The sequence below is a fragment of the Pseudomonas sp. RA_15y_Pfl2_54 genome (assembly GCF_963971015.1).
In the GTDB taxonomy this organism is placed as follows: Bacteria; Pseudomonadota; Gammaproteobacteria; order Pseudomonadales; family Pseudomonadaceae; genus Aquipseudomonas; species Aquipseudomonas baetica_A.
On the sequence record NZ_CAXAPN010000049.1, the window covers coordinates 1 to 15,758 of the forward strand.

15 protein-coding genes are annotated in these 15,758 nt (G+C 58.4%); 3 read left to right on the plus strand and 12 right to left on the minus strand.

The window, feature by feature from the left end:
- The 9 genes from AACY50_RS26630 to ppsA all read right to left on the minus strand — a co-directional run.
- Positions 1-199, minus strand: a 199-nt coding sequence (locus AACY50_RS26630) for a helix-turn-helix domain-containing protein (RefSeq protein ID WP_339431018.1), incomplete at its 3' end; no start/stop codon positions are given.
- A 106-nt stretch (positions 200-305) separates the two neighbouring features.
- Complete coding sequence (locus tag AACY50_RS26635) at positions 306-1,340, minus strand: OmpA family protein (protein ID WP_221733928.1); 1,035 nt, start codon at positions 1,338-1,340, stop codon at positions 306-308.
- Positions 1,341-1,447: 107 nt separating this feature from the next.
- On the minus strand, positions 1,448-2,038 hold the full coding sequence (sigX, locus tag AACY50_RS26640) for an RNA polymerase sigma factor SigX (protein WP_166222309.1): 591 nt from the start codon (positions 2,036-2,038) through the stop codon (positions 1,448-1,450).
- 90 nt (positions 2,039-2,128) lie between these two features.
- The gene (locus AACY50_RS26645; RefSeq protein ID WP_221733929.1) at positions 2,129-2,953 is read right to left on the minus strand and encodes a mechanosensitive ion channel family protein; all 825 of its coding nucleotides are present in this window, start codon (positions 2,951-2,953) and stop codon (positions 2,129-2,131) included.
- Positions 2,954-2,955: 2 nt separating this feature from the next.
- Complete coding sequence (locus AACY50_RS26650) at positions 2,956-3,204, minus strand: hypothetical protein (protein ID WP_008076827.1); 249 nt, start codon at positions 3,202-3,204, stop codon at positions 2,956-2,958.
- A 63-nt stretch (positions 3,205-3,267) separates the two neighbouring features.
- On the minus strand, positions 3,268-4,263 hold the full coding sequence (locus AACY50_RS26655) for a zinc transporter ZntB (protein ID WP_339432476.1): 996 nt from the start codon (positions 4,261-4,263) through the stop codon (positions 3,268-3,270).
- A 21-nt stretch (positions 4,264-4,284) separates the two neighbouring features.
- On the minus strand, positions 4,285-4,776 hold the full coding sequence (gene rraA / locus AACY50_RS26660; protein WP_339432477.1) for a ribonuclease E activity regulator RraA: 492 nt from the start codon (positions 4,774-4,776) through the stop codon (positions 4,285-4,287).
- A gap of 226 nt (positions 4,777-5,002) precedes the next feature.
- Positions 5,003-5,992 carry an alpha/beta fold hydrolase gene (locus tag AACY50_RS26665; RefSeq protein ID WP_339432478.1) on the minus strand — a complete coding sequence of 330 codons (990 nt, stop codon included), beginning with the start codon at positions 5,990-5,992 and terminating at the stop codon, positions 5,003-5,005.
- Between the two features lie 99 nt (positions 5,993-6,091).
- Positions 6,092-8,467 (minus strand): phosphoenolpyruvate synthase, encoded by a 2,376-nt coding sequence (gene ppsA, locus AACY50_RS26670; protein ID WP_339432479.1) that lies wholly within the window; start codon positions 8,465-8,467, stop codon positions 6,092-6,094.
- Between the two features lie 332 nt (positions 8,468-8,799).
- Between ppsA and ppsR the strand changes: the two genes are divergently transcribed.
- Complete coding sequence (ppsR, locus tag AACY50_RS26675) at positions 8,800-9,618, plus strand: posphoenolpyruvate synthetase regulatory kinase/phosphorylase PpsR (protein ID WP_339432480.1); 819 nt, start codon at positions 8,800-8,802, stop codon at positions 9,616-9,618.
- 50 nt (positions 9,619-9,668) lie between these two features.
- Here ppsR and AACY50_RS26680 read toward each other — a convergent pair whose 3' ends face one another.
- On the minus strand, positions 9,669-11,078 hold the full coding sequence (locus AACY50_RS26680) for an aminotransferase-like domain-containing protein (RefSeq protein ID WP_339464973.1): 1,410 nt from the start codon (positions 11,076-11,078) through the stop codon (positions 9,669-9,671).
- A gap of 90 nt (positions 11,079-11,168) precedes the next feature.
- Between AACY50_RS26680 and AACY50_RS26685 the strand changes: the two genes are divergently transcribed.
- Positions 11,169-12,089, plus strand: coding sequence for a DMT family transporter (locus AACY50_RS26685; RefSeq protein WP_339432482.1), 921 nt, complete (start codon positions 11,169-11,171; stop codon positions 12,087-12,089).
- A gap of 29 nt (positions 12,090-12,118) precedes the next feature.
- Entirely contained in the window at positions 12,119-12,847 is a 729-nt protein-coding gene (locus tag AACY50_RS26690; RefSeq protein WP_339432483.1) for an alanyl-tRNA editing protein, read from the plus strand.
- Positions 12,848-12,850: 3 nt separating this feature from the next.
- Here the strand turns inward: AACY50_RS26690 and prpD are convergent, their stop codons facing one another.
- Positions 12,851-14,335 (minus strand): 2-methylcitrate dehydratase, encoded by a 1,485-nt coding sequence (prpD, locus tag AACY50_RS26695; protein ID WP_339539579.1) that lies wholly within the window; start codon positions 14,333-14,335, stop codon positions 12,851-12,853.
- Positions 14,336-14,516: 181 nt separating this feature from the next.
- Entirely contained in the window at positions 14,517-15,707 is a 1,191-nt protein-coding gene (gene prpF, locus AACY50_RS26700; protein WP_339432485.1) for a 2-methylaconitate cis-trans isomerase PrpF, read from the minus strand.
- Between the last annotated feature and the right edge of the window lie 51 nt (positions 15,708-15,758).

Consider the following 15,758-nt stretch of genomic DNA (forward strand, 5'->3'; position numbering starts at 1 on the left):
GGGTACGGATGGAGGCGCCTTGGCTCCAATCTTGTCGACCATGCTTGCGTAACCAAACCAACACCGTCGACCGGCCCTGGATCCCGTAGCGCCGTTGAGCCTCTTTATAACTCAACTCGCCTTTTTCGACTTGGTCGACAACCGACAATTTAAAAGTCAGCGTGTAATCGCGTTGACTACGTTTTGCGCCCGTATCCATTGCCCCCTCCTGATAAGAAGCCAGAAGGTGTAAACCTTATTCAGGACGAGACAACAGGCAAAGAAAAGCCCGGCATAAGCCGGGCTTTTCTCAGAGCGGCAGCTAATTACTTAGCTTGAGCTTCAACCTGCGCTTCTACGCGACGGTTTACAGCGCGGCCAGCTTCAGTTTTGTTGTCAGCAACTGGGCGGGATTCGCCGTAGCCAACAGACTGAACGCGGGACGATTCAACACCGTACTGGTTGGTCAGAACTTGCTTAACGGCGTTTGCACGACGCTCGGACAGTTTCTGGTTGTAAGCGTCAGGACCGACGGAGTCAGTGTGACCTTCAACAGTAGTGGTGGTGGATGGGTACTGCTTCATGAAGTCAGCCAGGTTTTTGATGTCGCCGTAGCTGTTTGGCTTCACAACCGACTTGTCGAAGTCGAACTTGACGTCCAGCTCAACACGAACAACTTCTGCAACTGCTGGGCAGCCGTCAGCGTCAACAGTTACGTTGGCTGGGGTGTCCGGGCACTTGTCAACGTTGTCGCAAACGCCGTCGTTGTCGCTGTCGGAGCAGACTTCAGCCGGTGCTGGAACTGGAGCAGCAGCAGGCTTGGAGCCGCCACCGAAGTTCACACCGATACCGACGCTAGGAGCCCACTCGGTGTCGCCCTGGTCGATGTTGTACTGAGCTTCAACGCCAGCACGAGCGTAGAAGTTGTCGGTGAAGTACAGCTTGGCACCGCCGCCAACGTTGGCGAAGGTGGAGCGGTTACGACCGCCGGAACCGTTCTGACCGATGCTCTGATCGGAGAAACCAGCCGAGACGTATGGACGCAGCATGTCGCCTGGGTTGTTGAAGTGGTACAGAGCATCCAGAGCGGTGTTGGCGCCCTTGATGTTACGGCCATCGTCGGAACGCACGTTGTGCACTTCGTCGTAGCCCAGACGCAGTTCAACGTCGTCGGTCAGGAAGTAACCGATCGAACCGCCGAACAGGTTGCCGTTGTTCTTGAAGTTACGAGCGCTGTCGAATTGTTCTTTCTTTGCGAAGCCTTCGATTTCAACTGCGCCTTGGCCTTGTGCCAGAGCGCCGAACGAAGTGGCGGCAATCAAAGAACCAATGGCCAAGCCCAAGGTGTTTTTCAGTTTCATCCGTTAAATCCCCATCTGGTGATTGTGAAGCAGTCCCGCAAACCGGGGGACAACTCGGCGGCAATTCTATCAGAACTTGCCTACACGTAAGAGATATTTGCGCTGAACTAAGTTTCAGCAATGCCTGCAAATTTCTCACGTAATTTATCTAGAGCACGCTTGTACCGCATTTTTGTAGCACTCAAACCCATGTGCATGATGTCTGCGATCTCCTGAAACTCCAGCTCTGCGACAAAACGTAGCACCAGAATTTCACGGTCAATCGGGTTCACATACACCAACCAGCGATCGAGTCCACCCTTCTCTTCCGGTTTCGGCGCCTTTTCCTCAGACGCTTCTTCCAGCGGGTCAAGACTCAATGCGTCCATCAAGCGACGCTTTCGCCGTTCCTTTCGATACTGCGTAATACATTCGTTGTAAGTGATGCTGTACAGCCAGGTTTTGAACTTCGATTTCCCCTCAAAGTTCTTCAAACCATACAAAACCTTCAGCATCACTTCCTGACAGACATCGTCCGCGTCGCGATCGTTCCCGAGATATCTCGCGCAGACGTTAAATAATGTTCGCTGGTAACGCCGCATCAGTTCTTCATAAGCGCGCGTTACGTGAAAAAGCTCGGTATGCGAGCGCGCGACCAACTCCTCATCAGAGAGTTCGCGGGGGTCGTAGCGCGTGGATAGCGTATGGGCTTTATTCAAAACAAGTCGTGCCGACAGTCAGGTCAATGTCCGCCGCAACCAGCATCAGCTGGCATTTTGCGGCGGCATACATTAGCAGGGTTTGCCGGATTAGCGGCTACTCACATGCTGTTCCAGCAGGATCCGATTGGAAAGAGAGACTAGCTCACCCTCATCGGTCAGCAGTGTGGTTTTAACCGTGCCGATCTCTTCGATCTGGCCTTCGACCTCGCCAACACGCACTTGTTGCCCAACCTGATACAGCTCACGCACATAGATTCCCGCAAGAATCTGACCGGCGATTTCCCGGCTTCCCAAGCCCATGGCCAGCGCAACGGCCAGACCAACGGTAATCAGAACAATGACGATCACATGGTTCAGAAGGTCGGTCTTGACCTCAAGCTGACTGATCGCAACCGAGATGCTGATGATGATCACCAGTCCCTGTGCAATTCGACCCAATCCCGAAGCGTAGTCCAGACCTACGCCTTCTGCTGCACCACGCACCAGCCCGTTGGCCAGTTGTGCGAGCAGAACACCTACCAGCAACACCAGCGCGGCGCCGAATACTTTCGGCAAATACAGCGCCAGGATGTCGAGCGTAGCCGAAACTCGCTCAAGCCCGAGGGATTCTGCTGCAGAAACCAGGAAAATGAGCAGAACGAACCAGTAGACGATTTTGCCAATCAGGGTCGAAATCGGTACCTGCAACCCGGCACGCGACATCAACTTGGTCAAACCGGTGCCGCCCATCAGGCGGTCGAGACCCAGTTTGGCAAGCAGCTTGGACAGCAAGGTATCGAGCAGCTTCGCCACGACGAAACCCAGCAGCAGCACGACCAGTGCGCCAAACAGGTTCGGGATGAAGTTGGCGACTTTGGTCCACAACGCAGTCATTGCAGTGACGAGGCTCTGAGTCCAGAGATCAAGTTCCATATTCAATCAGCCTTATCAGCAGTGCGAGCGGTAGGTTTACGAAGACGGGAAACCGGCGAAACATGGGCCGATCCGTTGTTCAAGGCGATCATCAGCGCGGGCAGCCAGCGGCCCAGCAGGCTGAACAGATCGCCGGCGCCGACCTGGCGGTTGGCGGTTTTGAGTACGCGACCCAGGCACGCATCGTCGTCGCGGCTGGACGGCGAAGCGTTGAGCATGTCACGCAAAGACTGTTCAAACGGATCGTGCATACGCACCTCTCGTGATGTCTGTGAAAGACGCGGGCAAATTTGGTCGGGTCACATGCGGCATCTCTATACCCAACGCAAACGGCGGAACAACCACCACTGCCCAAGGGCCACAGCGACCATCAGCAGGCAAGCCACCAGGAAGCCGTAAGGACTCCCGGAAAGCGGAATTCCACCGACGTTTATACCCAGCAGACCGGTGATAAAACTCATCGGTAAAAAGATCCCGGTGATGATCCCGAAGCGGTACATCGTGCGATTCATGCGCTCGCTCAGGCGCCGGTCCTCAGCCTCCAGCACAAGCCCCACGCGCTCTCGGGTCAATTCGAGCTCTTCGAGATAACGCGTCAGGCTGTTGTTCAATTCGTTCCAGTAGTCGGCATCGTCATCGACGAACCAGGGCAGTTTTATCCGCGTCATCTGGCCGAAGATATCCCGCTGTGGCGCGAGAAAACGCTTCAGTCCAGCCGCCCTGCGACGGATGTGCAAAATGGCGCCATGATCGGGTGTATACCGTTCGTCGGCATCCATTTTTTCTTCTTCCTCATCGGCGATTTCCGAGAGGCAAGTGACCAGATCCTGCACCTTGTTGGTAAGGAACTGCGCCAGATAAAGGATCAGTTCAGAAGCGGTTTTCGGGCCTTTGCCGTCTGCCAGTTGCGCGAGCAATTCATCGGTAGCCCGCAACGGTCGCAAACGCAGGGAGATCACACGCTGAGCGCTGGCAAAAATGCGCACCGACACCATGTCTTCCGGCTCCGCGCCCGGATTGAGATTGACCCCGCGCAAAAACAGCAACAACTCGGCATCCGGCAACGGCAACAAACGAGGTCGGGTGTTCTCTTCCAGCAGCAGGTCGCAGGTGAATTCATTGAGACCACTGGATTTGCGCAGCCAGGTCTGGGTTTGCGGATGACTGCGATCCCAATGCAGCCACAGGCTTTCATGGGCCTGCAGTTGCAAATCGTCGAGTTCAGTCCGGGCTATCGAACGCGCACCGCCTTTACCGTCCAGCACCAGGGCATGCACCAGCCCCCATTGCGCGTTTTCTTCCTCGAACATCCTCATCCCTTTGTCGAAGGCTTATTCAGGCATCTTCAGCGGGCTCGGCGAGATGATCACGCCGTTGTTGTCCGCATAAATGTAGTGCCCCGGGTGGAACGTCACACCGGCAAAAGTCACCGCAACGTTGAGGTCGCCAACGCCGCGTTTTTCGGTCTTCATCGGATGACTGGCCAAGGCCTGAACCCCGAGATCGGTCTGGGCAATAACGTCGACATCACGGATGCAACCGTAGATCACGAGCCCTTCCCAGCCATTCTTTGCGGCCTTCTCGGCGATCATGTCGCCCAACAGCGCACGGCGCAGGGAACCGCCGCCATCGACCACCAGCACCTTGCCGTGGCCGTTGAGCTCGGCTTGTTCCTTGACCAGCGAGTTGTCTTCGAAGCATTTGATGGTCACGATTTCGCCGCCGAACGAATCACGGCCGCCGAAATTGCTGAACATCGGTTCCAGCACCTGAACCAGCTCCGGATAAGCGTCGCAAAGGTCAGGCGTAAGGTAATGGTTCATCGAAAAACTCCTGTGAAAAGGAAGACGATCAGGGATGACGCACTCTTTTGAAACGAGTTCCGGCGGTCGCTGTTTACCTTAGTTCATCCCATGGTCGCTGAACGAACCTGAACAAACGCTGAAACGTAATAGCTAAACAGCCACCCAATATGACCAGAACCGCACAACGCGTCATATCTTAGCCGCAAGCCATGCCGAACGAAATGCCCTTTTCAGAGCCTGCGACTCAGCCTGCAGCCGCCATATCCGGCTTCCCACCCAGCAGGGGCGCTTGCTGATCGCTCAACCAGCGTGCAACCAGTGGCCACACTTGCGTCTGCGCAGATTTGCTCACCAACATCTCGACATGACCGAAATTTTCGCTGAAGCCCTGCTCGCGCCCCAGATTGACGAACTGTTTTTGCTCGCTGCCTATCTGCTCGAACAGTTTGCGACAGGCCCAGGCCGGGTCCTGATGGTCCCCCGCTGCGCTGACCGCCAGCACGGGCACTTGAACATCTGCCAAACCGGCCCACCAATCCTTGTCCTTGTCACCAAAACGACCGAACAAGCCATACCAGCGCATGCTTTCGATGGCCAGACCGATCGGCTCGTCTTCTGGCCCACGTTTAAGACGCGAGCCCGATAGCTGGGCAAATCGCTTGAGAATGAAGCGACTGCTCCACTCCACCGGTGGGATTTTCAGGGGCCAGTAGGTTCGGCTGACTTGCGTGCCAAAAAATGCCGCGGACGCCACGGCCGGCTCACCCAGGTATTCGCCGCCCAGCGCCGCCGCCAGGGTGATGCCGCCCAGCGAGTGCCCGAGCCAATGCGGAACCTGACCGCTCTGCTCGCGCACGAACGCGGCAATTGCCGGCAGATCGTATCGCGCGTAGTCAGCGACGCGATTGCGCCGGTAATCCTCGTTGCGCTGCGACAGACCGTGACCGCGCATCTCCGGGATCCACACGTCGAAACCCAGCCGTGCCAGGTACGCACCCAGCCCCAGACCTTTCGGGGAAAACCAGAAGCGCCGATTGGAAAAACTGCCATGCAACAGAATCACTGGCACGCCGCGCACGGCCGGTTCATCGGCCATACCCAAACGGGTGACGGCGATTTCCACAGACCAGTCCGGGCTGTTGCCGGGTTTCAATCGGTAAACATCTTCGCTCAGATCGCCGCGCCGCTCGGCGCTGATCAGGGCGACAGGAAATAGGTTGCTGCTGCTTTGCATAATGCTCTTGCACAAAAAAGGGCGGCATCCACAGGAGCCCGCCCTACTTCAATCTCAAAGCCTCGACCCGCAAAGGCAGGTCGAGGCTTCATTAACGACTTATTGGGCCGCTTGGCCTTCCGCCAGGAAGAACCAGGTTTCCAGCACGGTGTCCGGGTTCAGCGACACGCTTTCGATGCCCTGTTCCATCAGCCATTTGGCCAGATCCGGGTGATCCGAAGGCCCCTGACCGCAGATACCGATGTACTTGCCGGCCTTGTTGCACGCGGCAATCGCGTTGGCCAACAGCTTCTTGACCGCCGGATTACGTTCGTCGAACAGGTGCGCGATGATGCCCGAGTCGCGATCCAGACCCAAGGTCAGTTGAGTCAGGTCGTTGGAACCGATCGAGAAACCGTCGAAGAATTCGAGGAATTCTTCCGCGAGAATCGCGTTCGACGGCAGTTCGCACATCATGATGACGCGCAAACCGTTCTCGCCGCGCTTCAATCCGTTCTCTGCGAGCAGATCCACAACCTGGCTGGCTTCGCCAAGGGTGCGCACGAACGGCACCATGATTTCGACGTTGGTCAGGCCCATCTCGTTGCGCACCCGCTTGAGGGCCCGGCATTCGAGTTCGAAGCAGTCACGGAACGATTCGCTGATGTAACGCGAAGCGCCACGGAAGCCCAGCATCGGGTTTTCTTCTTCCGGCTCGTAGAGTTTGCCGCCGATCAGGTTGGCGTATTCGTTGGACTTGAAGTCCGACAGACGCACGATGACTTTCTTCGGCGCGAAGGCAGCCGCGAGGGTGCTGATGCCTTCAACCAGTTTTTCGACGTAGAAACCGACCGGATCGTCGTAACCGGCGATGCGCTTGTCGACGCTTTCCTTGATTTCCGGCGGCAGGCCGTCGTAGTTCAGCAGTGCTTTGGGGTGGACGCCGATCATGCGGTTGATGATGAATTCCAGGCGGGCCAGGCCCACACCGGCATTCGGCAGTTGCGCGAAGTCGAAGGCGCGGTCCGGGTTGCCGACGTTCATCATGATCTTGAACGGCAGATCAGGCATGGCATCCACGGAGTTCTTCTTGATGTCGAAGCCCAGTTCGCCTTCGAAGATGTAACCGGTGTCGCCTTCGGCGCAGGACACGGTCACGCCCTGACCGTCCTTCAGCAGGTGGGTGGCGTTACCACAGCCCACGACGGCCGGAATCCCCAGTTCACGGGCAATGATCGCCGCGTGGCAGGTACGGCCGCCCCGGTTGGTGACGATGGCGCTGGCGCGCTTCATCACCGGTTCCCAGTCCGGGTCGGTCATGTCGGACACCAGCACGTCGCCCGGCTGGACTTTGTCCATCTCGGACACGTCCTTGATGATGCGAACCTTGCCGGCGCCGATGCGCTGGCCGATGGCGCGACCTTCGACCAGCACGGTGCCGGTTTCTTTGAGCAGGTAACGTTCCATGACGTTGGCCTGAGTGCGGCTTTTCACGGTTTCCGGACGGGCCTGCACGATGTACAGCTTGCCGTCGTCACCGTCCTTGGCCCATTCGATGTCCATCGGGCACTGGTAGTGCTTCTCGATGATCATCGCCTGCTTGGCCAGTTCGCTGACTTCGGCGTCGCTCAGACAGAAACGCGCGCGGTCAGCCTTGTCGACATCGACGGTTTTGACCGACCGACCGGCCTTGGCCTCGTCGCCGTAAATCATCTTGATGGCTTTGCTGCCCAGGTTGCGACGCAGGATCGCCGGACGACCGGCTTCCAGCGTGCCCTTGTGGACATAAAACTCATCCGGGTTCACCGCGCCTTGTACGACGGTTTCACCCAGGCCGTAGGCGCCGGTGATGAACACCACGTCACGAAAGCCCGATTCGGTATCGAGGGTGAACATCACGCCGGCGGTGCCGGTTTCCGAACGCACCATGCGCTGCACGCCGGCCGACAGGGCAACCAGCTTGTGGTCGAAGCCCTGGTGCACGCGGTAGGAGATCGCACGGTCGTTGAACAGCGAAGCGAACACCTCTTTGGCAGCGCGGATGACGTTTTCCACGCCACGGATGTTCAGAAAGGTTTCCTGCTGACCGGCAAAAGAGGCGTCCGGCAAGTCTTCGGCGGTGGCCGAAGAACGCACGGCCACGGCCACGTCAGGGTTACCGGCCGACAGCGCGGCGAACGCGGTGCGGATCTCGGCATTCAGTTTTTCAGGAAACTCGGCTTCCATGATCCATTGACGGATCTGGGCGCCGGTCTTGGCCAGCGCATTGACGTCATCAACGTCGAGTGCGTCGAGGGCCTTGTGGATCTGGTCGTTGAGGCCGCTCAGTTCGAGGAAGTCGCGATAGGCCTGAGCGGTGGTGGCAAAGCCGCCAGGGACCGACACACCGGCGCCTGCCAGGTTGCTGATCATCTCGCCCAGGGATGCGTTCTTGCCCCCCACATGCTCAACATCGTGTTTGCCGAGCTTATCGAGGGAAACTACGTACTCTACCAAGGTGATCTCTCCACTAACTGTGTTGGAAAAGCTCAGAAGCCGGCGGCTCGGGGGAGCGTTGGCCGGCTGTATGGCCTGGACCTGGAAAATAAGTGAGAATGCGGGCCAATGGCGGCCGGCAAATCGCGCCTATCATATCCAGAAATGCTCATAAGTGTCCTGTACTGCCTATGCATGCCGATGTGGCGAGTGACTGTTGTTGCCAGACAAGGCGCCGCGGCAAGTCATAGCTGGCTATGGCGAGGAGCGGCAACGTAGTATGGCGACAACAGGCGCCGCCACGACGGCATGCATAGGCAACACAGGACACTCACTTAAGGCCCAAGGTGCAAATGAAACGATCTGCTTTCTTTATCTCCGATGGCACCGGCATTACCGCCGAAACCCTGGGTCAAAGCCTCTTGGCGCAGTTCGAAAACATAGGCTTCAGCAAATTCACGCGCCCGTACATCGACAGCGTGGAAAAAGCGCGGGCCATGGTACAACAAATCAACAAAGCCGCTGAAACCGACGGCTTTCGCCCGATTATCTTCGACACCATCGTCAATCAGGACATTCGTGAGATTCTCGCCACCTCCAATGGTTTCATGATCGACATTTTCTCGACCTTCCTGGCGCCTCTCGAGCAGGAATTGACCGAGCATTCTTCCTACACCGTCGGCAAGTCGCATTCGATCGGGCACAACTCCAATTACATGGAGCGCATCGAAGCGGTGAACTTCGCCCTCGACAACGATGACGGCGCCCGCACGCACTATTACGACAAGGCCGATCTGATACTAGTGGGCGTGTCGCGTTGTGGTAAGACGCCGACGTGCCTGTATATGGCGATGCAGTTCGGCATCCGCGCCGCCAACTACCCACTGACCGAGGACGACATGGAGCGCCTGACCTTGCCAGCCGCCCTGCGCGCGCACCAGCACAAGCTGTTCGGCCTGACCATCGACCCGGATCGCCTCACCGCGATCCGTAACGAGCGCAAGCCCAACAGCCGCTATTCGAGCTATGCCCAGTGCGAATTCGAAGTGCGCGAAGTGGAAAACCTGTTCCGCCGCGAAAACATCCCGAACATCAACTCCACGCATTTCTCGGTGGAGGAAATTTCGGCGAAGATTCTGGTCGAGAAAGGCGTGGAGCGGCGGTTCAAGTAGATTCGCGGTGCCTGATCTGAAACCTTCGCGAGCTTGCTCGCGAAGAACGATTACGCGGTTTCGGTGAGTGACCGCGCCAGCGCTTCAAACCCACCCAGCAACAACCTGTCATCCCCCACCGAATTGCACACACTCGCCCGAATAAACTGCGGCACCGCCGCGTGCCCGACGGCGAACGCCTCGGCGGTCGCCACCAGATAGTTGTTTTCCTTCAATTCCGCGGCAATCTGCGACGCCCGCCACAGCTCAGGCACTTGCAACCAGAAATGCGGGCTGTGGATATGCGTCTTGTAGCTCAATCCCTCCAGCGCCCCCGCCACCCAGGCCTTGCGCCGGCCGATCTCGCCGATCTGCTCATCCAGCAAGCGCTCGGCCATGCCGTTTTCGATCCACAGAGTCGCCACCTCCTGGGTCAATGGATTAGCCATCCAGCAGGTACCACGAATGGCGGAACTGATGCGCCCAAGCAACGCTTGCGGCACATGCAGATAGCCAACCCGCACCCCCGCCGAAACCGCCTTGCTCAGACTGCCGATCAACACTGAACGCTCAGGGGCGAAATAACTCAGAGGCAGCGGACGCTGGCGATCCAGCACCGCGTGTGCTTCGTCTTCGAGGATCAGAAGGTTGTGTTGGCGACAGACCTCGGCAATCGCCTGGCGTCGTGAGATCGACATGACCGCCGCCGTAGGATTCTGGATCGTCGGCGTGCAATACAGCGCGGATACCCGGTGCTGACGGCAAATGTCCTCCAGCGCCGAGGGCAACAGTCCTTCGTCATCCATCGCGGCACCGATCAGCTTTATCCCGAGTTGGCGTGCGACGCTGATCAATCCGGGGTAGGACAAATGCTCGGTGACCACCGTGTCACCCGCCTTGAGCAAACCCATCAACGCGCACAACAGGCCATGCTGACCACCGTTGACGCACAGCACCTGATCGGCGTGCGGGACAAAATCCCCATGACGCAGCCATTGGGCACCCGCCGCTCGATGCCGTGGCAGTCCACCTTCAGCGGTGTATCCCGTCAACTGCTGCAAGCGGTGCGGATCACCGGCCAGTGTCTGTAGGGCTTGGCTCATCAAAGCCGTTTCCTGCCCGGGAATCGGCTGATTGCGACTCATGTCGAAGCAGGCCGGGGGCTCATCGCTGACATTGCGAAAGCCCTTGTCTTGCGGCCGCTCCATCCCGCGCTGACGCACATAAGTGCCGTCTCCTACACGGGCCACGACCCATCCCACACGCTCCAGTTCGCCGTAGGCACGGCTGACGGTGCCGATGGTGACGCCGAGGCTATCGGCCAACAACCTGTGAGGTGGCAACTTGCAACCGGCCTCGATAACACCGGCAACGATGGCCTTCTCGACCGCGTCCGCGAGGCGCTGATACTTCACGCCGACGCCATTGGCCAGGCCGTCACGCAGGATTGACACCATGGCAATACTTACTTTGACAGTCATTCTTGCCCCGAATAGCGTACTGAAAACAGGTTCAATCAGGGATAGACCTTTTCAGTAATCAGGTCAATTCCGTCGTTCGGAGCACACCGCATGTCGATCGCCCTCAGCACACCGTTGAACACCAGCAAACCCTGGCTCGCCGGGTTGGTCACCAGCGTGTTGTTTCTGATCGTCTGCCTGAGTTGGGGCACGACATGGCTGGGGATCAAGATTGCCGTGGAAAGTGTGCCGCCACTGACTGCCGCCGGGCTGCGCTTTCTGATTGCCTTTCCGCTGTTCCTCGGCTTCGCCGTATTGCGCAAAGAACCGCTGCTGTTCCCCCGGCGGAGTCGCTGGTTCTTTGTGTTCGTCACGCTGTCGTATTTCAGCCTGCCCTACTACTTGCTCAACTATGGCGAGATGCATGTGTCGTCCGGCCTGACCGCGCTGTTGTTCAGTTGCATGCCGGTGTTCATCCTGATTTTTTCTGCGCTGTTTCTGCGCGAGAACATCCAGGCGACGCAAATACTCGGGATCGCCATCGGTTTCGGCAGCCTGTTCATGATCATCCGCAGCCAGGGTTTGCATCTGGATCAGGCGCAATGGCTTGGTGTACTGGCGATTCTCAGCGCGGCGATCATGCACGCGCTGTGCTACGTGATCACCAAAAAGCACGGCAGCGCAATCAGTGTGATCACCTACAACACTCTGCCCATCGGCATTGCCGGTTTGATGCTGCTGGTCACCGGCCTTTCGCTGGAAGACCCGACGTTCGCCACCATCACGCCACGCTCCTGGGGGGCGCTGCTGTACTTGGGGCTGATAGCGTCGGTCGGCGGCTTTATCGTCTATTTCGTCCTGCTCAAACGCCTGAGCCCGGTGCTTCTGTCATTCGTGTTCATCATCTTTCCGGTGTTCGCCGTGATCATCGGCGCCTGGTACGAAGGCACGGAAATTTCTCGCGAGCTGATGCTGTATTCAGCCGTCCTGCTGGGCGGATTTGCGATCACCAAGCTGCCAGCCAAGCGCTAACAATCATGCATTGAACATCGGAGGTTCAAATGTCGGTACACACCATGGAAACCCTCAGTCTTTTTAACAATGCCCCTTATCAGCGCGATTTCAGTGCCCGGGTGATCGCGGTGGTTGATCAGGCCGTCGTCCTCGAACACACGCTGTTCTATCCCACCGGTGGCGGGCAGCCGGGCGACACCGGGCACTTCAGCTTGCCGGATGGCACCCGGATCGAGGTGACGGGAACGCTGCGCGACCCGTTGCTGCCGTCGATCATCTGGCACAACGTTGCGCAATGCCCGCCTCAGCTATGCGTCGGCGCCCTGCTCAACGCCAGCCTGGACTGGGCGCGGCGCTATCAACACATGAAGATGCACACCTGCCTGCACCTGCTGGGCTCGATCATCAATGCGCCGGTCACCGGGTGCAGCATCAGTGCCGACAAGGGCCGGCTGGATTTCGACCTGCCCCAAATGACCCTCGACAAGGACAGCCTCACCCACGACCTCAACGCGCTGATCGAGCAGGCCATTGCCGTCACCACCCTGTCGATGCCCGCCTCGGAGTTTCCAGCACTGCTGGAAAAAACCGGCAGCAAAACGATTAACCCGCCGGCGATTCAGGGTGAATTGCGAATGGTCGAAGTGATCGGCATCGACCTCCAGCCCTGTGGCGGCACCCACGTACAAAACACCCTGGAAATCGGTCGAGTGTTTTGCGAAAAAATCGAGAAGAAGAGCAGGACCAACCGCCGGGTGATCCTGCGGTTTGAATGAGCCCTAGATCACGAACAGGTCGACGAAGCGGTTCACCGCAGTCGCCTCAAGCTGCGCCTGATCTGTGCACAGCGCGAAGATCTTGCCGCTGCGTTGGCCGGTGAAACGGGTTGCCAGGTTCGTCTTGAACTTGTCTTCGAGCAACGGAATGCCTTCGGCGCGACGGCGACGGTGACCAATCGGGTATTCCACCACCACGTTCTCGGTGCTCGAACCGTCCTTGAAAAACACCTGCACCGCGTTGGCAATCGAGCGTTTGTCGGCCTCCAGATACTCGCGAGTGAAGCGCGGGTCTTCGACAATGACCATTTTTTCGCGCAGAACATCAATGATCGGGTGGGCCTTGTGAAAGTCGTCTTCGTATTGCTCGGCCACCAGATTGCCGAACGCCAACGGCACAGCGGTCATGTACTGAATGCAATGGTCACGGTCGGCCGCATTGGCCAGCGGCCCGACCTTGGAAATGATGCGAATCGCCGACTCATGTGTGGTGATGACGATGCGGTCGATTTCATGCAGGCGATTGCGCACCTGAGGGTGCAGCGTGACCGCCGCTTCGCAAGCTGTTTGCGCATGAAATTCGGCCGGGAAGCTGATCTTGAACAGCACGTTTTCCATCACGTAACTGCCAAACGGCCGCGAGAAACTGAAGCTGCGTTTATCCTCCGGTTTTAAGGCCAGATCGCTGTTGGTGTGGCTGAACAGCACGTCGTAAAAGCCCCACTGTTTCGCGCTCAAAACACCGGGAATGCCCATCTCACCGCGCATGGCGATGTCCGCCAGGCGCACGCCACGACTCGATGCATCCCCCGCCGCCCAGGATTTGCGCGAGCCGGCGTTCGGAGCATGCCGATATGTGCGCAGCGCCTGTCCGTCAGCGAACGCATGGGACAACGCCGACAACAACTGCTCGCGATTGGCCCCCATGAGTTTGGCGGTGACGGCGGTTGAAGCGACTTTGACCAAGATGACGTGGTCGAGTCCTACGCGGTTGAAGGCATTCTCCAGTGCGATCACGCCCTGAATCTCATGGGCCATGATCATGGCCTCCAGCACATCGCGAATCGTCAGCGGCGCTTCACCGTTGGCCTGACGTTTTTGCGAAAGGTGATCGGCCACCGCGAGAATCGCGCCGAGGTTGTCCGACGGATGCCCCCACTCGGCAGCGAGCCAAGTGTCGTTGTAATCAAGCCAACGCACGATGCAGCCGATGTCCCACGCGGCTTTCACCGGGTCGAGGCGATAGCTCGTGCCCGGAACTCGTGCCCCGAACGGCACGACAGTGCCTTCGACGATGGGGCCAAGGTGTTTGATGCATTCGGGGAAACGCAACGCCAGCAGGCCACAGCCGAGCGTGTCCATCAGGCAGTTGCGGGCGGTGTCGAGGGCTTCGCTGGAGTCAACTTTGAAAGAGAGGACGTAGTCGGCGATGTCCTGCAGGACACGGTCGTAGTCGGGGCGATTGTTCAGGTCTACGTTGGCGCTCATGTTCGATTCACTCTTGAAGTGGTTCGTTGATGGGACCTCGGTTCAGGGCTGATTTTTTGGGTTGAAATACTATCCCCAAGGAGCGGGTTTGCTCACGAAGGCGCAGTGTCAGTCGACATCATTGTTGCCTGGTGCGCCGCCTTCGCGAGCAAGCCCGCTCCCACAGGGAATGAAGTGTTACTTAAAAAGCGTCGCCGGGAATGCGCACGTAGCCTTCCATCAATACCCGCGCACTGCGACTCATGATGGCCTTCTTCACCACCCACTCACCGTTTTCCAGACTGGCCTCAGCACCGACCCGCAAGGTCCCGGACGGATGGCCAAAACGCACGGCATTGCGCTCGATGCCACCCGCCGCGAGGTTTACCAACGTGCCGGAAATGGCAGCAGCGGTACCGATCGCAACGGCTGCGGTGCCCATCATCGCGTGGTGCAATTTGCCCATCGACAAGGCGCGCACCAGCAGATCAACGTCACCTGCCGCAACCGCCTTGCCACTGGAGGCCACGTAATCCGCAGGCTTGGCCACGAACGCGACTTTCGGTGTGTGTTGGCGCTTGGCGGCTTCATCCAGATTGGCGATCAACCCCATGCGCAACGCACCGTAGGCACGAATGGTTTCAAACATTTGCAGCGCTTTCGGATCGCTGTTGATCGCACTCTGCAACTCGGTGCCGGTGTAACCGAGGTCGGCGGCGTTGACAAAGATCGTCGGAATGCCGGCATTGATCATGGTCGCCTGGAACGTGCCCACACCGGGCACTTGCAGTTCATCGACCAGGTTGCCGGTGGGGAACATTGAGCCACCGCCGCCCTCTTCGTCTGCTGCCGGGTCCATGAACTCCACTTGCACTTCGGCGGCCGGAAAGGTCACCCCGTCGAGTTCGAAGTCGCCGGTTTCCTGCACCTCGCCATGGGTGATTGGCACATGAGCAATGATGGTCTTGCCGATGTTGGCCTGCCATACGCGCACCACCGCTACACCGTTTTGCGGGATACGGCTGGCGTCGACCAGACCATTGCTGATCGCGAACGAACCGACCGCCGCCGACAGGTTGCCGCAGTTGCCGCTCCAGTCCACGAACGGCTTGTCGATGGAGACCTGGCCGAACAGGTAATCGACGTCGTGATCGGCTTTGATGCTTTTCGACAGGATCACGGTTTTGCTGGTGCTCGACGTGGCGCCGCCCATGCCGTCGATCTGTTTGTCGTACGGGTCGGGGCTGCCGATCACCCGCAACAACAACGCATCGCGGGCCGGGCCGGGAATCTGCGCCGCCTCGGGCAGATCCTTGAGACTGAAAAACACGCCTTTGCTGGTACCGCCACGCATGTAGGTAGCGGGGATCTTTATTTGAGGTGCGTGAGCCATGGTGCTCCTTAACAAAGGCGCGGGACTCAAAAGCCCACGCCCACATACGAT